This window comes from Kocuria arenosa, assembly GCF_042879215.1.
Taxonomy (GTDB): domain Bacteria; phylum Actinomycetota; class Actinomycetes; order Actinomycetales; family Micrococcaceae; genus Kocuria; species Kocuria arenosa.
On record NZ_JBHZTA010000003.1, the window covers coordinates 359,630 to 375,061 of the forward strand.

A 15,432-nucleotide genomic window follows, 5' to 3' on the forward strand; every position below is an offset into this window, starting at 1 on the left:
GAGCCGTCACCGGAGCCGTCACCGGAAACACCATCGGGGTCCCGGCCGAGAGCTTCGCCGGGAACGCCGATGGGGTCCCGGCCGGGGTCGCCGTCGGTCTCTCCGTCCGGGTCCGCCGGGGTGCCAGGATGTCCGCGGGGACGACCTCGGCACCCCGGGGCCTAGAGGTCGCCGATCGCGGATCCGAGCAGGCGGACCGGCTCGAAGGCCTCCGCGTTGGTGTGCTTGGCCTGCGCCCCGCGGAAGGCGGCCATGCCGCGGACCCGCCCGGGGGTCATGTAGGGCTTGCCGGCCTGGTCCCGGTGGGAGAGCACGGCCTCGACCTTGACGTCGACGTAGCCGTCGATGTCCACGAACACGGACGGGTCGAAGTCGCGGGTCACCGACGGGGACTCGTAGCACAGGATCGAGTGGTGGGCCCGGGCGGCGCGCAGGGTGGCCTGGTGCACCGCGTAGTGGTCCTGGTGCTGGTCGTGGGCGGAGTGGGTGAAGATCACGTCCGGCTCGAACTCCCGGATCGCGGCCTCGATGGCCCGGACCATGTCGTTGCTGGCCGCCTCCAGCTTGGTGTCCGGGAAGTCGTGCACCCGCAGCCCCGTGAGCCCCAGGAACGAGGCGCCGCGCTGGGCCTCGGCCGGGCGCACCCCGGCGTTGCCGCCGACCTCCCCCGAGCTCATCACCAGGCCGCGGACCTCGTGACCGGTGTCCACCAGCTTGGCCAGGGTCGCCCCGCAGGCGAGCTCGAGGTCGTCCGGGTGGGCCCCGATGGCCAGCACCCTCCGCCGTTCGACCACGGTGGTGGCGGGGATCCGCCGCTCGGCGATGGCGAAGCCGAAGACCCCGGTGGCGACCAGGGTGGCCACCGCGATCGCGTCGCAGACCAGGGTCACGGGCATGACCGTGGCGCACCACAGGTTGAGCACCAGCAGCACCGAGTAGACGACGACGATGGCCTGGCGCAGCGACCTGGCCCCAGCGATGAACCGCTTGTGCCGCGTGTAGGCGGTGGTCGACAGGACGTAGACGAGGACGACGGTGCTCAGCAGAGCACCCACGACGGATGGCAACATGTTTCCCCCCAGAAATGATCGGCCCGGCCCGGAAGCTCCTTCGCTCCGGGTCGAGGACGCCACCGGCCCCCCGACCGGTTCGACGTCCGCCCGACCGGGGTGGTGGACACCACCGGGTCGGGTATGGATCAGTTTGCATGAGGAAACAGTTTTTTGCATCCGTTAATAGGCGTTCGGGCGACCCCACATCCGCCCACATCCACGGAGCGATCTCCGGTTCGCCGGACCGGGCACGAGCCTGGTCCTCGCGGTCCGCCGGGTCGAGGCCCTCGACGACGAGACCGAGGAGCGCCGCCGGCGGGGCGCCCGAGCCGTCGCCGCGCCGACCGACGTGACCGGCCCCGAGTCCGTGCAGGAGCTGGCCCGGCGGGCTGTGGAGGAGTTCGGCCGCATCGGCGCGTGGGTCGATGACGCCGCCGCGGGCTTCTTCTCGCCCTTCCTGGACATGCCGCTCGAGGATTTCCGGCGGGTCCTGGACGTCAACGTGATGGACTGCGCGCACGGCACCCGTTCTCAGCCGATTTTATAGTCAGCCTGCTTTCGTATCGTCCCGTTTCGTGTGAGACTGGGCGGACACCGCTCGAGGAGTTCACCGTCCCCGGTGACCGCCACATGAAAGAGGTACTTCCATGATCAGCACGATCCAGAACCTTGGTGTCCGCAGCGAGCACGCCTACGCGGCGGGCTTCGCCTCCATCGGCCTGTCCGTCCTCTCCTGGACGATCAGCCTCGGCAAGAGCAAGTCCAAGCCCCAGGCCGACCGCTGGGGCCTCTTCGTGGGCGAGTGGACCCCGACCTTCTTCGCGATCGGCGTGGCGCTGAAGCTCGAGGAGACCTCCTCCAAGAAGTAGGTCCTCCGGACAGCGCGTCCCCGGACGCAGCGGCGGCCCCCATCCTCACGGGTGGGGGCCGCCGTCGCGTCCGGGACCGGGTTCAGCGCCCGACCGTGGGCAGGTCCTTCACGGCAGGGCCCTCGAGCAGGGAGCCGTCGGCGGCGAAGCGGGAACCGTGCAGGGGACAGTCCCACGAGCGCTCGGCGTCGTTCCAGCGCAGCACGCCGCCGAGGTGCGTGCAGACGCCGGAGATCCTGCAGGTGGTGCCGTCGACGGTGGACACGGCCACAGGACGGCCGTGCTCGCGGCCGACGACGCCCTGCCCCTCCGCGGGCGCCCCGCCGGGCAGCTCCTTCAGCTCGGCCTTGAGCCAGTCCTTGGGTGCGTTGAGGCCCACGCCCGCGTTGACGCGCAGAGCGGTGAGGATGTCCGACGGCGAGGTGACGCGCCGTCCCAGTGTCTCGGCCCATGGGACGCTGCCGCCGGTGATCTCGGCGTTCAGCGCGATCGCGGCGGCGACGGCATTGCTCATCCCCCACTTGTTGTAGCCGGTGGCGAGGTAGATGTTCCCGCCGCCTCGGGGCAGGGCGCCGATGAAGGGGATCAGGTTGACCGACTGGTAGTCCTGCGCCGCCCACGCGTGGGTGCGCTCGGCCCCGGGGAACCAGCGCTGCGTCCAGGACTCGAGGTCGTCCACGGCGGCCTGCGGGGAGGCGGAGCGCCCCACCACGTGGTCGTTGCCGCCCACCAGCAGCAGCTCCTCCCCGTCGACCGGCACGGTGCGCAGGGTCCGGGCCGGGCTGTCCGCGGTGATGTACATGCCCTCCGGGATGGACCCCGGCGCCCCGGGAACCCGGTAGGTCAGGGCGTAGGAGCGGTTCGGGGAGAGCTTCGCGAAGTACCCGCCGCGGTCCAGGACCGGGGTGCCCGTGGCCAGCACGAGACGGTCGGCGCGCACCGGCCCCTGCGAGGTCCGCACCGTCAGGGGCGAGCGGACGCCGGCGCCGGTGATCCGGACGCCCTCCACGAGCGTGCCCCCGCGCTCCTTCAGCTCGGCGACGAGGGCGCCGAGCACCTCCATGGGGTGGAACTGGACCTGGTCCGGCATCGTGATGGCACCGGAGACCTCATAGGGGAGGCCGGTGTCGCGGGTCCAGTTCATGTGCAGACCGGCGATGCGGGCGGCCTCGAGCTCCTTGCGCAGGGCGGAGGCGCCCTTGGACGTCGTCGCGTAGGTGTACGCGGCGCGGCGCTGGAACGGGACCCCGCGCTCCTCGAGGAAGCGGACCAGCCAGTCCATGCCCTCGCGGTTCCCGTCCGCATAGGCGCGCAGCACCTTGTCCGACTGGTGCCGGTGGATCTGGGAGAGCGTGGTGCCCTGCAGCAGGGACAGCTTCGCCGTCGTGTTGCCCGTGGTGACGGCCCCCACGGAGCGGGCCTCGAGCACGGCGACCCGTTGGCCCGCACGCGCCAGCAGCACCGCGGTGGTCAGCCCGGTCAGCCCGGCGCCCGCGACGACGGTGTCGTAGTGCGTCCCCGGGACGAACTGGTCCGATGCTGTGGACGGCACCTCGTACGTGTCGAGCCATACGGATTTCATGGAGGAGCTCCCTCGGGGTCGGTGCGGTCGGCGCGGTCCGACCCTGTTGCCATCCTGGCGGCCACCCGGTGGGAAGTCCACTGTGCAGTCCCGGGGAGGATTCGGCGAACCGGCTGTCGGAGGCGGTTCCTAGACTTGTCCTCATGCCCCCGGAACCGTCCATGGTCGACATCACCCGCATCTACTACGAGCCGGCCGCCGCCGAGCTGCCCCGGGGGCGGCAGGTCCTCGAGCGGTGGCCGGACGCCACCCTGGTGGAGGTGCCGAGCCACTGGCAGATCCCGGAGCTGCACGGGGACGAGACCAACGCGCGGCGGTGGGTGCGGATCAAGCGCGAGGCCCTGGTGCTGGGGGTCAAGAAGTCGCTGGCGGCCCGGCCCAACGGCCGGTCGGCGGACTTCATCGCGCCGTCCACGGCCAACGGGTGCGCCATGGCGTGCGCCTACTGCTACGTGCCCCGCCGGAAGGGCTACAGCAATCCGGTGACGGTCTTCGCCAACATCGAGCAGATCACCGGCTACCTGGACCGGCACATCGGCCGGCAGGGCACCAAGCCGGAGCCCAACCAGTGCGACCCTGACGCGTGGGTCTACGACCTCGGGGAGAACAGCGACTGCTCGGTGGACGCGCTGCTCAGTGACAACGTGCAGGACCTCGTGGACCTGTTCCGCCGCCACCCCACGGCCAAGGCGTCCTTCGCCACGAAGTACGTCAACCGGGAGCTGCTGGACTGGGACCCGCAGGGACGGACCCGGGTGCGGTTCTCGCTGATGCCGGCGCACCTGGCCAAGCTGACGGACATCCGGACCACGCCGGTGCCCGAGCGGATCTCCGCCATCGACGATTTCGTGGCGGCCGGGTACGAGGTGCACGTGAACTTCTCGCCGGTGATCGTCACGGACACGTGGCTGGAGGACTGGGCCGAGCTCTTCGAGCAGCTCGACGACGGCCTGAGCGCGGCGGCCAAGGACCAGCTGGCCTCGGAGGTCATCTTCCTGACCCACAACGCCCAGCTCCACGACGTCAACACGCAGTGGCACCCCAAGGCCGAGGAGGTGCTGTGGCGCCCGGATCTCCAGGAGACGAAGCGCTCCCAGAACGGAGCCCTGAACGTGCGGTACCGGTTCCGGGACAAGCAGCGCTACCTGGAGCAGTTCCTGGACCTGCTGCACGAGAAGCTGCCGTACTGCGACGTCCGCTACGCGTTCTGAGCCCGGATTCTGCCGCCCCGTCCCGAGCCCGCGCTCAGGACCGGAGCCCCCGGTTCACGCCACCCGGGGGTCGTAGCCGTCCGAGGGCCGGGAGACCGTGGTCAGCAGGAACACCGAGTCCTCCAGCGCCTCCACCGAGTGGCGGGAGTCGGTCAGGGACAGCAGCTCCCCGGCCGTGAGCTCCTCGGCGAGCTGACCGCGCTTGAGCACCCGGACCCGGCCGAGCAGCAGCTGCAGCGTGGCGGCGGGCGGGGAGACGTGCTCGGCGAGCTCCTTGCCGGCGCACAGCGCCATCACCGTCTGCCGCAGCACGCCGTCGTGCACCACCAGCTCCGCGCTGCGCCCGACGCCGGAGGCCCGCGCCTTCGCGAGGTTGGCGGTGGCGAGGTCGTCGAGGCGGGTCATGGGTCCTCCTGGTGGCGCGTCAGCGGTGGGGTCTCAGAGCAGCGCGCCTTCGAGGCGCAGCAGGTACTCCTTGCGCTCCATGCCGCCGGCGTAGCCGGTGAGCCGCCCGTTCGCCCCGATGATCCGGTGGCACGGGACGAGCAGGCTGACGGGGTTGCGGCCGTTGGCGGCCCCCACCGCCTGCGCGGCCCGGGGCGCCCCGACGGCGCGGGCCACCTGTCCGTAGGTGCCGGTGGTGCCGTACGGGATCTGCGCGAGGGCGTTCCACACGCGCACCTGGAACGGCGTCCCGTGGAGGACGACGTCGGCGTCGAACTCCTGCAGCCGTCCCGCGAAGTACTCGCCGAGCTGCTCGCGGACGTGCGGGAGGAGGCTGTCGTCGCGTGCCCCGAAGGAGGCGGGGATCGGCCCCTGGCGTGCTGCCTCGACGGAGAGCGCCGCGAGCGCACCCGCCTCTTCGACGAGAGCCAGCGGGCCGATGGGCGACTCCACGACGGCGTGACGGCGGACGGTCGCGGTGGTGGCTGCCGGGCTCAGTCTCAGTCCCATGGGCCGATTCTACGCCCGGCGCAGCTGCCCCCGCGGTCTGCGGGCCAGGGTGTAGGACGGCTCCCGGATCCGACAGGTCCAGTCGTAGTTCTCGGCGCCCGTGGGGACGTTGAGCAGGGGGTCGAAGCGCTCGTCGTCCCCGAACGGGGCGCCGGGACCGAGCTCGACCGTCCCGAATCGCTGCCACGCCCCGAGAGGCGTGGCCCAGTGCAGACCGAGGACCCACGGCTCGGCCGCGACCGACGCCCGGAAGAGGTCGGGGCGGGCCGGCAGTCGCTCCGTGCGGGGCTCGGGGTGCGCGGCGACCAGCACGGGGCCGCCGAGACCGCGGTAGGGCATGAAGGAGGCGAAAGCACTGTCCGGCACGTGCCGGTGGAAGGTCGGGACGAAGCGGGAGAACCGCCCGCTGCCGGCGGTCGCCAGGAGGATGTCGGCCCGGCCGTCGCTGCGGCCCTCCATCTGCCCGGAGGGCGGCACGGGGCAGCGCAGGGCGAGCCCCAGGATGTCGGGCCACCCCTGCGGGAAGCCGAAGGAGCGGGAGAAGCGGGCCCGCACGGGGTCCTCACCGGCGTCGTCGATCCAGTGGATGCCGCTGGTGCTGCCCCCCGTCCGGGTCAGGACGCCTTCGAGCCCCACGCCCTCCGAGTGGATGGGCCGCTGGGGCCTGAACTGCTTGAGCAGGACGAACGGCGCGCGGGCGGCGGACCCGAGGAGGGTGCTGATGGGTGCGGTCGTCATGACCCACACGCTACCCGTAGGGCCGCCCCCGGATCAGCGGAGCCGGACGCGGATCGGCCCGCGGGCCGTCCGGCCGTCGACCACGCGGCCCTGCTGGGTGATGTCCACCAGCCCGTCGTCCGCCATCCGGTACGCCTCCTGACGCACGTCCTCCATGAGGTCGCGCCAGTCGTCGGGGGCCAGAGCGCGGGCGGCCTCGGAGGGACAGACGGTCTTCTCGGATCCGCGGCGGCGGACCAGGTCGAGCAGCACCGAGCGCATCTCGGTGGGCGACGGGGTGGTCACGGGCGGCTCTTCTCCGTGCGGGAACGGTCATGGGTGCGTGCGGGCAGATCCGTTCGTGCAGCCTGGGTCGCAGGGTGCGTGCGGGCAGATCCGTTCGTGCAGCCTGGGTCGCAGGGTGCGTGCGGGCAGATCCGTTCGTGCAGCCTGGGTCGCAGGGTGCGTGCGGGCAGATCCGTTCGTGCAGCCTGGGTCGCAGGGTGCGTGCGGGCAGATCCGTTCGTGCAGCCTGGGTCGCAGGGTGCGTGCGGGCAGGTCGGGTCGTGAGTGAGTTCAGGGGGCGCGGAACAGGGGCGGATAGCAATTGCCGGATCCCGGCTCACCGGCGGGCCGGGTCGGGTCCGGGTCCAGGTCCAGGTCCAGGTCCAGGATGTCAGAACGGCGGCGGATCGCCGGCCGGATCGGGTCGAGGACCAGACCGGGCAGCGAAGCCTGGAGCGGAGTCCGGGACAGGACGCGGCGCGGGATCCGGCTCTGGGTGCGGGGCGGGGACCGGGACGAAGTACGGTGCGCGCTCCGGAGCAGGATGGTGGTGCTCCTGCGGATAGGTCCGGTGGACCAGTCCTGCAGGCGAGCTCCACTCCAGCACGCCGTGGTGGTGCAGGGAATTCGCACTTCCGCATCCCTCAGGGGCAGGATTCCCGGGCCCCCGTTGTGGGTGCCGGGGGTCACGTCGCTCGGGCACCACGTGCTCCACCCGCCACCGGCCCAGCGGGCCGTCCCGGTGCTTGAGCAGGTGGTGGTGCCGGCACAGGTGCGCGAGGTTGTCCGCCGAGGTCCGGCCACCGTCCGCCCAGGCGATGGTGTGGTCGAGGTCGCAGCGCGACGCCCGACGTCGGCAGCCCGGGAAGCGGCAGGTGCCGTCCCTGGCTCGCAGACGGTGCTTGAGATCCGCGGGCACCGCATAGGTGCTGCGGTCCCGGTCCAGCACGGTCCCGGTGACGGGATGGGTGAGGATCCGAGACCAGGACGGCGCGCGTGCCGCGATCCGCTCGGCCAGACCCACCGGGATGGGCCCGTAGCCCTCCAGCTCCGCGCAGTGGGGGGTGCGCGGCACGTCCTCGGCGGGACCGGAGGGCCCCTCCCCTGCACCCGGGAGGAGCGCGAGGACGGGCACGGTGACCGTCACGTGCCCGCGGATGCCGCGCAGGTGGTCGGGCAGGTCGGGGGGCTCGCCGTCGAGCAGGAGGTCCGCCAGCACGTCGGCCCGCAGCTGGGGGACCGTGCGGCGCTCCGGAGCCCCCGCAGCGAGTTCGGACGGCCCGCCGTCCGACGCGGGCGACACCGACGACGCGGGCGACGCCGCGGCCGGAGCCTGCGGTGTGAAGGTCTCGACCGGGGCTGCGGGGGCGGCGCGATCGACCAGCGTGTCGATCCGGTCCTGGATCGCGTGCGCGGTGGCCGCGTCCAGGAGGGCGCACAGCTGCGCCATGCCGTCCTCCCGGGGTTCAACCCACACGCGCCGGTCCCGCAGCGCCAGCCGGTGGCGCTGCTCCTCGGTCTCCCGCAGCAGACCCGCACGGCGTCGGCGGACGAGGGCGCGCAGCTGAGCCACGGTGCTGTCCGGTGCTCGCAGGAGCAGCTCGTCGACGATCCGACGGACGTGCGCGACCGGCGCCTGCAGCTCCGGCGGGAGGCCGTCGGCGTCCCGCACGAGTTCGCGCCACAGCTCGGCGAGCACTCCCGCCTGCCGGATTCCCACGAGACCCTGCTCAAGGGCCTCGAGGACCTCGGGCAGGGACTCCGCGAGCATCACGGCGTCCTCGACACGGCGCAGCGCGGTGCCCGCGGGGAGCCGGAGGGCCGGACCGATCTCATCGGCCACGTCCCGCAACGTCTGCTCATCGGGCTCGAGGGAGTGCGGGCCCAGCCGGTCCGCCTCGGGGCGCATCCAGAGCGCCTCCACCATCCAGCGCTGCTCCCGGGCCTCCTCCTGCAGCTGCCAGAGCCGGTGGAGCCACCGGTACTGGCGCCCCGCGGCCCGCGCCTCCGCGCGGGACTCCTCGACCAGTGCCCGCACGCCGTCGGAGAACTCCTCGCCGATCTCGGCCAGGTCCGTCTCCTCCCGGAGGGCGTCCTCCAGGCTTCGCGGCGGAACAGCGGTGGCGGTCATGATCCATGGTCCAGCCGGCTCCGACACGCTAAGACGTGACGTGGATCACCCTTGAAGGCCGCCCCACACCCCACCCGGCACGGCGCGTGGGACGCGAGGAGCCGCTCAGGCCTGCGCGAACGGGTAGTCCGTGTAGCCCTCGGCGCTCTGCGTGTAGAAGGTCCGCGGGTCCGGCACGTTCTCCGGAAGACCCTCCGCCCAGCGCCGCACCAGGTCCGGGTTCGCGATCGCCGGACGTCCGACGACGACGCCGTCCGCCACGCCCTCCTCGATCAGCTGCACACTCTCCTCGCGGGTGGTCGGGACGTCGCTGAAGCCGCTGTTGGCCAGGAAGGCTCCGCCGAAGCGAGTGCGCAGCCCCTGCACGAACTCCCCTGCCGGCTCCTTGTGCAGGACGGAGAGGTAGGCCAGGCCGAGATCCTCGACACCGTCGATGAGAGCGGCGTACGTGGCCCGGACGTCCTCGTGGTCCGTCTCCCAGGCGTCCTGGACGTTGTGCTCGGGCGAGATCCGCAGGCCGACCTTCTCCGCGCCGACGGCCTCGGCCACGGCCCGGACGACCTCGACCACGAAGCGGGCGCGGTTCTCCGGGGAGCCGCCGTACTCGTCGGTGCGCCGGTTCGCGCCGGGCGCGAGGAACTCGTGCAGCAGGTAGCCGTTGGCGCCGTGGATCTCCACGCCGTCCAGGCCCGCCTCGATCGCGTTGCGCGAGGCCCGGACGAAGGACTCCACCACGGCCGGCAGCTCCTCCGCGGTCAGGGCGTGCGGGACGGGGTAGTCGGCCTTGCCCTGGTAGGTGTGCGTCCTCCCCTCGATCGCGACAGCGCTCGGGGCCACCGGCTGGGAACCGCCGTTGATGTCCGGGTGCGTGACGCGCCCGGCGTGCATGACCTGCATGAACAGGCGTCCGTCGGCGGCGTGCACGCTCTCGGCCACACGGCGCCAGCCCTCGATCTGTTCCGTCGTCTCGATGCCGGGCTGGTAGGCGAAGCCCTGCCCCACCACGTCGGGGTACGTGCCCTCGGTGACGATGAGGCCCATCGAGGCGCGCTGGGCATAGTGCTCCACGTTGAGCTCACCGGGGACCCCGTCACGGCCGGAGCGCATCCGGGTGAGCGGCGCCATGACGAGACGGTTCGGCAGCTCGAGGGAGCCGAGGGTGAAGGGGGTGGCCAAGGTGGAGTGCGACATGAGGAAACCTTTCATCAGGGAACTGGTTCTTTCCGTGTCAACGGAAAATGCCCCGGAGTTATTTGCACCGCCGCTGTCTCCTTCCTCACAGCTGGTACCATATATACCCCTTGGGGTATTATCAGCACCAGGCATCCCGCCCGGGAGCTCCTGGGCAGCGGGGCCGTGCTCGTCGACGTCCGCACCACTCAGGAGTACCGCGCGGGCCACGCCCCGGCCGCCCGGCACATCCCCCTGGACGCCATCGCCACCCGGCAGCGCGAGCTGTCCGAGGACCGGCTGGTCGTGACGGTCTGCCGCTCCGGCGCCCGGTCGGCGAACGCCGCCCGTCAGCTGGCCGGGGCCGGCTACCAGGTGACCGGCCTCCGCGGCGGCATGACGGCCTGGCAGCGCGCCGGCGAGCGCGTGGTCGCCCAGAACGGCCGGCCCGGCACCGTCGCCCGAGCCGCCGTCCGGGTTCCCCTGTTCCTCACCCGCCCTCCCGGCCGGACCCGGCCCGGCCGTAGCCGCGCGGGGTGGTGCCCAGCACGGACCGGAACTCCCGGGTGAGGTGGGGCTGGTCCGCGAAGCCCAGCTCCGCGGCGAGCGCCCCGAGGTCCGCGGCCGGGTCCGCGCGCATCCGCTCGGCCGCCTCCTGGAGCCGACGACGACGGAGCAGCAGCTGCGGCGGCATCCCCACGAACCGGGCCGCGAGCCGTTGCAGCGAGCGCTCGGACACGTGCAGCTGCCGGGCCAGGTCGGCCGGACTCCGCGCATCGGCCCCCGCCTCGAGAAGATCGACCATGCGGTTGGCCAGGGCACCGTCCCGCGCCGCGACCGGGGGCACCTCCGCCGCCAGCACCCGGACGTGCTCCAGGAGCAGGGCCGCCGCCCGCAAGTGCCGACCGGCCGGATCAGCCCCCGTCATGGCCTCCGTGACAGCCGAGAGCAGTCCGGGTGCACGCACCGGCGCCGACCCGTCGAGCAGGTCCGCCGGGTGCTCCGTGAACAGCAGGACTCCCGCCGGTCGCAGCAGCGCGCCGACAGCCCAGCCTTGGCCCGTGAGCACCCGGGTGGACGCGCGGCTCGTGGGCCCGTGCAGCGCCACGCCCTCCGGTTCGACCACCACGTTGCTCGCCGGATAGCCCAGCACCAGCTGCTCGGCCCGCTCCCCCGCCGGCAGGTCCCACTCCGGGATCCACAGCTGCCGGACGAGGTGGGCGACGTCGTCGGGCGCGGTCAGGCGCACGACCGTGGCGTGCGGTCCCGGGGTGAGGTGGCCCCGCGTGGTGGGCGGCTCGCTCATGGCACGAGCGTAGTCATCCGGGGGTGGCGGAAATCTTCAAGACGGGCCGCCGCCCGGATGCCTAGGCTCGGGGCATGAGCACAGAGCAGAACCTCCGTGGGGTCACCGGAGCGCACACCACCGACGGGACGCCCCGGGGCTTCACGTCCCTGACCCCCTTCATCGCGGTGGTCGACGCGGCCGCCGCGATCGACTTCTACACCGGCACCTTCGGTGCCGTCCTCGTCGACCGCACCGACATGCCCGGGCCGGACGGGGCTCCCGTGGTCGTGCACGCCACCCTCGACCTCGGCAACGGGCGCCTCCAGCTGGGCGAGGTGAACCCCGCCTTCCATCTCGTGGCCCCGCCCGCGGGCGACGACGACTGCTATTCGCTGGGCCTCTACGTCCGAGACGTCGACGACGTGGTGGCGCGCGCCGTCGACGCCGGCGCCACGGTCCGCGAACCCGTCAGCACGTTCGTCTCCGGCGACCGCTTCGGCAGCATCCGCGACCCGTTCGGCGTCCGCTGGTCGGTCATGACCCGGGTCGAGGACCTCTCCGAGGAGCAGAGCAGTGCCCGTGTCGCCGAGTGGGCGGAGTCCGTGGGGCAGGGGTGAGACGCCGCGCGGCTCAGGCGTCCTGGGGGCCGGCGGCCGGGGCGTGGAGCTCGAGGGCGATGTCGTCCGGGTCGCGGAACTCCAGGATGTGGCCCACGCCGATGTCCTTGATCCCCTCGTGGGCGATCCCCAGGTCGTCCAGCACGACGACGGCGTCCTGCAGATCTGCCTGCGACGCCACGGTGAAGCACAGGTGGTCCAGCCCCACCCGGTCCTCGTCGTGCCGGTCCCCGTCCGGCGCCACCGGCCGGAGCCCCAGCAGGCCACCGCCGAACTGGTAGATCACACCGCCGAAGAGGAAGGACAGCTGGTCCTTCGTCTCCTGGTCGGCGTCCGCCGGAGGAGCCTCGAAGGCGATCGGGAAGCCGAAGACGGCGTCGTAGAAGGCGCGGGAGCGGTCGATGTCGGTGACCGTGAGCCGGACGTGGGCGTAGTCGGTGGCGCTGATGGGCACAGTGTTCTCCGGAGTCGTCGGGGTGGCGCTTCGAGCGGGATGTCCTGCCGTGGGGACCGGGCGGCGGTGTCCGCCCCCGGTGCCAGGACTCGCACTCTACGGGTCTCCACCCCTGCGGGCGAGGGTTCGGGCCCCGCGCGCGAACTCCTCGGACGCGCGCGGGGCCCGGTCTCCGGGACGGGTTCCGGTCGCGGCTCTCCAACCCCCGACCGGGACCGTCAGCTTCTCCCTGTGCCCCGGGGATCCCCCCACACGTTTCAGCCAACCACCTCCTGCTGAGCACGAGCTGAAGCAGGCCCCTTCGCACTGGCCTCGGTGGTGCCGCCCGTCCCCGCCGGGGCGGGCGTGACGGCTCAGTCCTCGGCGAACCAGAAGTCGCCGAATCCGTACTTCAGCACCCGGTAGGCGAAGTCGTCCTCGGTCGGTCCCTCGAGGGCGTAGCCGAAGCGGGCGACGACCTGGCGCTGAGCGTCGTACTCGGCGAACGTCAGGGCCTGGCCGCTGTTGACCAGGAGCGGACCGTCGAGGTCCTGCACGTTGCTGACGATCGCGGAGCAGGGCACGGGGACGGTCCCGACCTCGCTGTAGGTCCCGGCGTTCTCGTCGACGAGGTACTTCCGGTACTCCGAGCGGAGGGAGGGGTCCGCCGTGGGCACCGGGGAGGCCCCGGAGGGCACGGGGGCCGTGCAGTCCGGAAGGACTCCAGGTTCTCGCAGTCCGGAGGGACTTCAGGTCCTCCAGCGCGGCGTCGACCACTTCCTGCACGTCCGGCGCGAAGCCGTCGCGCCGCTCGGGAACGCCGTTGTGGGCGACCGCGACGGTGTAGACGTCCGTGTCCGCCTTACTGCGGGATCCGCCTCACTGTTCCCTGTCGCGCTCGCACTGGTCGGCGCAGTCGCGCAGCCGCGCCACGAGCTCCTGGGCCGCCGGGTCCTGGTCGAACTCGCTCACCACAAGACGCCGGACGCCGGAGCTCTCCTGGACCTCGATCACGTAGGACTGCTGGTCGGCGGTTCCGTGGCGGGTCGTCGGGGCGGCCGATCCCAGCCGGTGCGCGCAGACGGTCTCGAAGAGGCCGAGGAGCGCGTCCTGCTGCGCCCGGGGCAGGGACTCGGTCTCGAAGCTTCTCTTGACGGCCAGCCCGGGGAAGTACGCGACGCCTCCCTCGAGGCGGTAGCTGACTCTCGCCATGAACGGCACCGTCCCTCCGTAGGACGCGGATGGCCCGGGCCGGACCCGCGCGGGGGCCGGCAGGGCCGGTGAGGAATCAGTTCCCGACTATACCCGTGGCGCCCTTCCTGGTCAGGCGCCAGCACCCGTCCGCTCCGTCGAAGGTGGACATGACGCCCGTGGCGACGTCGCCCGCGAGCGTGCCGGCGTACCGGGCCGAACCGGCGTCGAAGGACAGGAGCAGGGTGCCGTCCTGCTGGTGCCATCTGCCGGAGAGCTCGCCGGTGAACGACCCGTCGTCGTGGAACATCAGTGTCGTCTGCGCGTAGGGGTCCGTGCAGCCCCAGCTGTAGTGGAGCATCCATGCGTCCGCGAGGGCGCCCACGGGCCGGGCCGCCTCGGGCGTGATCCCCACCTGCTGCCAGGCGTCCGCCACCACGGACTGCTCCGCGGGTCCGTACAGGGCGGTGGCGTGCTTGATCGTGAGACGCGCGAAGTCCTTGAACTGCGCGGTCCACCGCAGGCGCCGCAGCTCCGGTTCCCGCATCGCGGCGTACCAGATCCGGCCGGCCCTGTCCCAGCTGAAGCCGCCCAGTCCGATCGCCGCCAGGTAGAAGGCCCGGTTCGGGATGCCGGAGTTGATGTGCACCCCGCCGTTGTCGTCCAGGGTGTGCACGAAGCGGGACATGTGGTCCGGCTGAGGGTCCTTGCCGAGCACGTCGTCGTCGAACGCGGTGCCGGGTGCCTTCATCGACCGGAGGCCGACGCCGTTGACGGCGCTCGTGAAGAGGCCGGCGCCGATGATCCAGTCGGCGTCCGCCGCGGTCTGCCGCGGCTCGGACACGTACTGCTTGACCATGGCCCCGATGACGTCGGAGAAGTGCTCGTTGAGCGCCCCGGACTGGTGCATGTACAGGAGGTCGGACTCGTGCGTGGTGATGCCGTGCGCGAGTTCGTGCCCGATGACGTCCACGGAGGCGGTGAAGCGGTTGAAGTACTGGCCGTCGCCATCCCCGAAGATCATCTGCCGGCCGTCCCAGGCCGCGTTGTTGTACCTCTTCTGGTAGTGCACCGTGCCGAGCAGGGGCATGCCGGCGTCGTCGAGGGAGTTGCGCCCGAAGACGTCCTGCATGAGGTCGAATGTGGCACCCAGCCCGTCGTACGCCTCGTCCACGGCGGGATCGGCACTGGCAGGGTCCCCCTCCGAGCGCACGAGCGTTCCCGGCAGCTCGGCGGTGTTGTCCGCCGTGTGCACCCTTCGCTCCCTGTGGGCGGTCGCCTGCGCTGCGACGGAACGGGCGGTCAGGTCGGCGATCAGCCGTTCTGCCCGGACCGTGGTGTCCACGGCGAGCGCGGCCAGGGCATTTCTGCGGGTCTCCTCGTCCCCGTGCACCGCCATCTGCTCGTGCACGTACGGCGGGATCACGCCGCAGAAGGGTCCGTGCCCGTGTCGACCTCCGTGGTCCGTGGTCATCGCTTCCCCACCCCTCCGCATCAGATCCGGTTGCCCGCGGCGTCCAGCTCACCGGGCGCCGTCCCCGCCGAGTCCAGCTTCCGCCCGGCGACGTCCGCCGGCTGCCCGGCGGTGCTGTCCGCGGACTCCGGCCCGCCGCCGGAGCCCTTTCTGACCAGGTACCAGCAGCCGCCCGGCGAGCCGTCGAAGGAGGTCATCGCGCCCGCCCCCGCGCTGCCGGTGACCGTGCCGCCGTACTGCGCGGGGCCGTCGGCGAAGCGGAGCAGCAGGGTGCCGTCGTGCTGCCGCCAGGCGCCGGAGAAGCCGCCGCCCGAGAAGGTGCCGTCCGGGTTGAACGCGAGGCCAACCCTGCCGTAGTCGTCGGTGCAGCCCCAGCTGAAGTGGAGCACCCACGGACCGGTGATCGTCACAGTTCCGCCCCTTTCCCCGACCGGTGCGCGAGCACCGGCGGAACCGCT

19 protein-coding genes are annotated in these 15,432 nt (G+C 72.2%); 5 read left to right on the forward strand and 14 right to left on the reverse strand.

Going from position 1 to position 15,432, the window contains the following annotated elements; genetic code table 11:
* Nucleotides 1–161: 161 nt before the first annotated feature.
* Nucleotides 162–1,070, reverse strand: coding sequence for a PIG-L deacetylase family protein (locus ACFYE3_RS07635; protein WP_387607636.1), 909 nt, complete (start codon nt 1,068–1,070; stop codon nt 162–164).
* A 187-nt stretch (nt 1,071–1,257) separates the two neighbouring features.
* Here ACFYE3_RS07635 and ACFYE3_RS07640 point away from each other — a divergent pair, with 187 nt between their 5' ends.
* Both ACFYE3_RS07640 and ACFYE3_RS07645 read left to right on the forward strand, forming a co-directional pair.
* Nucleotides 1,258–1,599 carry an SDR family oxidoreductase gene (locus tag ACFYE3_RS07640; protein WP_387607927.1) on the forward strand — a complete coding sequence of 114 codons (342 nt, stop codon included), beginning with the start codon at nt 1,258–1,260 and terminating at the stop codon, nt 1,597–1,599.
* A gap of 100 nt (nt 1,600–1,699) precedes the next feature.
* Entirely contained in the window at nt 1,700–1,921 is a 222-nt protein-coding gene (locus tag ACFYE3_RS07645) for a hypothetical protein (RefSeq protein WP_368821554.1), read from the forward strand.
* An 82-nt stretch (nt 1,922–2,003) separates the two neighbouring features.
* On the opposite strand, the gene ACFYE3_RS07650 is transcribed toward ACFYE3_RS07645, so the two are convergent.
* A complete protein-coding gene (locus ACFYE3_RS07650) occupies nt 2,004–3,503 on the reverse strand; it encodes an FAD-dependent oxidoreductase (RefSeq protein ID WP_387607639.1) in 1,500 nt (499 codons plus the stop codon).
* Between the two features lie 143 nt (nt 3,504–3,646).
* On the opposite strand from ACFYE3_RS07650, the gene ACFYE3_RS07655 reads away from it, so the two are divergent.
* Nucleotides 3,647–4,714: a spore photoproduct lyase family protein gene (locus tag ACFYE3_RS07655; protein ID WP_387607641.1), complete on the forward strand. Its 1,068-nt coding sequence runs from the start codon at nt 3,647–3,649 to the stop codon at nt 4,712–4,714.
* A gap of 54 nt (nt 4,715–4,768) precedes the next feature.
* On the opposite strand, the gene ACFYE3_RS07660 is transcribed toward ACFYE3_RS07655, so the two are convergent.
* From ACFYE3_RS07660 to ACFYE3_RS07685, 6 genes are all read right to left on the reverse strand, one after another.
* Nucleotides 4,769–5,119, reverse strand: coding sequence for a cupin (locus tag ACFYE3_RS07660; RefSeq protein WP_387607643.1), 351 nt, complete (start codon nt 5,117–5,119; stop codon nt 4,769–4,771).
* Nucleotides 5,120–5,152: 33 nt separating this feature from the next.
* Nucleotides 5,153–5,668: a methylated-DNA--[protein]-cysteine S-methyltransferase gene (locus ACFYE3_RS07665; protein WP_368833127.1), complete on the reverse strand. Its 516-nt coding sequence runs from the start codon at nt 5,666–5,668 to the stop codon at nt 5,153–5,155.
* 9 nt (nt 5,669–5,677) lie between these two features.
* Nucleotides 5,678–6,406 (reverse strand): hypothetical protein, encoded by a 729-nt coding sequence (locus ACFYE3_RS07670; RefSeq protein ID WP_387607646.1) that lies wholly within the window; start codon nt 6,404–6,406, stop codon nt 5,678–5,680.
* Nucleotides 6,407–6,439: 33 nt separating this feature from the next.
* The gene (locus ACFYE3_RS07675; protein WP_368821547.1) at nt 6,440–6,691 is read right to left on the reverse strand and encodes a DUF3253 domain-containing protein; all 252 of its coding nucleotides are present in this window, start codon (nt 6,689–6,691) and stop codon (nt 6,440–6,442) included.
* A gap of 370 nt (nt 6,692–7,061) precedes the next feature.
* Nucleotides 7,062–8,801 carry an HNH endonuclease signature motif containing protein gene (locus tag ACFYE3_RS07680; protein ID WP_387607648.1) on the reverse strand — a complete coding sequence of 580 codons (1,740 nt, stop codon included), beginning with the start codon at nt 8,799–8,801 and terminating at the stop codon, nt 7,062–7,064.
* 105 nt (nt 8,802–8,906) lie between these two features.
* Nucleotides 8,907–9,992, reverse strand: coding sequence for an alkene reductase (locus tag ACFYE3_RS07685; RefSeq protein WP_387607650.1), 1,086 nt, complete (start codon nt 9,990–9,992; stop codon nt 8,907–8,909).
* Between ACFYE3_RS07685 and ACFYE3_RS07690 the strand changes: the two genes are divergently transcribed.
* A complete protein-coding gene (locus ACFYE3_RS07690) occupies nt 9,984–10,541 on the forward strand; it encodes a rhodanese-like domain-containing protein (protein ID WP_387607652.1) in 558 nt (185 codons plus the stop codon). The two genes, ACFYE3_RS07685 and ACFYE3_RS07690, sit on opposite strands and share 9 nt — an antisense overlap.
* Here ACFYE3_RS07690 and ACFYE3_RS07695 read toward each other — a convergent pair.
* Nucleotides 10,462–11,277 carry an AraC family transcriptional regulator gene (locus ACFYE3_RS07695; RefSeq protein WP_387607654.1) on the reverse strand — a complete coding sequence of 272 codons (816 nt, stop codon included), beginning with the start codon at nt 11,275–11,277 and terminating at the stop codon, nt 10,462–10,464. The two genes, ACFYE3_RS07690 and ACFYE3_RS07695, sit on opposite strands and share 80 nt — an antisense overlap.
* 74 nt (nt 11,278–11,351) lie before the next feature.
* On the opposite strand from ACFYE3_RS07695, the gene ACFYE3_RS07700 reads away from it, so the two are divergent.
* Nucleotides 11,352–11,876, forward strand: coding sequence for a VOC family protein (locus ACFYE3_RS07700; protein ID WP_387607657.1), 525 nt, complete (start codon nt 11,352–11,354; stop codon nt 11,874–11,876).
* A gap of 13 nt (nt 11,877–11,889) precedes the next feature.
* Here ACFYE3_RS07700 and ACFYE3_RS07705 read toward each other — a convergent pair whose 3' ends face one another.
* The 5 genes from ACFYE3_RS07705 to ACFYE3_RS07725 all read right to left on the reverse strand — a co-directional run bounded on the left by ACFYE3_RS07705 (nt 11,890) and on the right by ACFYE3_RS07725 (nt 15,384).
* Nucleotides 11,890–12,330: a VOC family protein gene (locus ACFYE3_RS07705; protein WP_387607660.1), complete on the reverse strand. Its 441-nt coding sequence runs from the start codon at nt 12,328–12,330 to the stop codon at nt 11,890–11,892.
* A gap of 353 nt (nt 12,331–12,683) precedes the next feature.
* Nucleotides 12,684–13,007 (reverse strand): hypothetical protein, encoded by a 324-nt coding sequence (locus ACFYE3_RS07710; RefSeq protein WP_387607663.1) that lies wholly within the window; start codon nt 13,005–13,007, stop codon nt 12,684–12,686.
* A 181-nt stretch (nt 13,008–13,188) separates the two neighbouring features.
* Nucleotides 13,189–13,521 (reverse strand): protealysin inhibitor emfourin, encoded by a 333-nt coding sequence (locus tag ACFYE3_RS07715; protein WP_387607666.1) that lies wholly within the window; start codon nt 13,519–13,521, stop codon nt 13,189–13,191.
* A 76-nt stretch (nt 13,522–13,597) separates the two neighbouring features.
* Entirely contained in the window at nt 13,598–14,926 is a 1,329-nt protein-coding gene (locus tag ACFYE3_RS07720; protein ID WP_387607668.1) for a M4 family metallopeptidase, read from the reverse strand.
* 68 nt (nt 14,927–14,994) lie between these two features.
* A complete protein-coding gene (locus tag ACFYE3_RS07725) occupies nt 14,995–15,384 on the reverse strand; it encodes a hypothetical protein (protein ID WP_387607670.1) in 390 nt (129 codons plus the stop codon).
* Between the last annotated feature and the right edge of the window lie 48 nt (nt 15,385–15,432).

Bases quoted from the DNA above. Each gene is read 5' to 3' on its own strand.
- ACFYE3_RS07635 (WP_387607636.1), bottom strand. From the start codon at position 1,070: ATGTTGCCATCCGTCGTGGGTGCTCTGCTGAGCACCGTCGTCCTCGTC.
- ACFYE3_RS07645 (WP_368821554.1), top strand. From the start codon at position 1,700: ATGATCAGCACGATCCAGAACCTTGGTGTCCGCAGCGAGCACGCCTAC.
- ACFYE3_RS07650 (WP_387607639.1), bottom strand. From the start codon at position 3,503: ATGAAATCCGTATGGCTCGACACGTACGAGGTGCCGTCCACAGCATCG.
- ACFYE3_RS07655 (WP_387607641.1), top strand. From the start codon at position 3,647: ATGCCCCCGGAACCGTCCATGGTCGACATCACCCGCATCTACTACGAG.
- ACFYE3_RS07660 (WP_387607643.1), bottom strand. From the start codon at position 5,119: ATGACCCGCCTCGACGACCTCGCCACCGCCAACCTCGCGAAGGCGCGG.
- ACFYE3_RS07665 (WP_368833127.1), bottom strand. From the start codon at position 5,668: ATGGGACTGAGACTGAGCCCGGCAGCCACCACCGCGACCGTCCGCCGT.
- ACFYE3_RS07670 (WP_387607646.1), bottom strand. From the start codon at position 6,406: ATGACGACCGCACCCATCAGCACCCTCCTCGGGTCCGCCGCCCGCGCG.
- ACFYE3_RS07680 (WP_387607648.1), bottom strand. From the start codon at position 8,801: ATGACCGCCACCGCTGTTCCGCCGCGAAGCCTGGAGGACGCCCTCCGG.
- ACFYE3_RS07685 (WP_387607650.1), bottom strand. From the start codon at position 9,992: ATGTCGCACTCCACCTTGGCCACCCCCTTCACCCTCGGCTCCCTCGAG.
- ACFYE3_RS07695 (WP_387607654.1), bottom strand. From the start codon at position 11,277: ATGAGCGAGCCGCCCACCACGCGGGGCCACCTCACCCCGGGACCGCAC.
- ACFYE3_RS07700 (WP_387607657.1), top strand. From the start codon at position 11,352: ATGAGCACAGAGCAGAACCTCCGTGGGGTCACCGGAGCGCACACCACC.
- ACFYE3_RS07715 (WP_387607666.1), bottom strand. From the start codon at position 13,521: ATGGCGAGAGTCAGCTACCGCCTCGAGGGAGGCGTCGCGTACTTCCCC.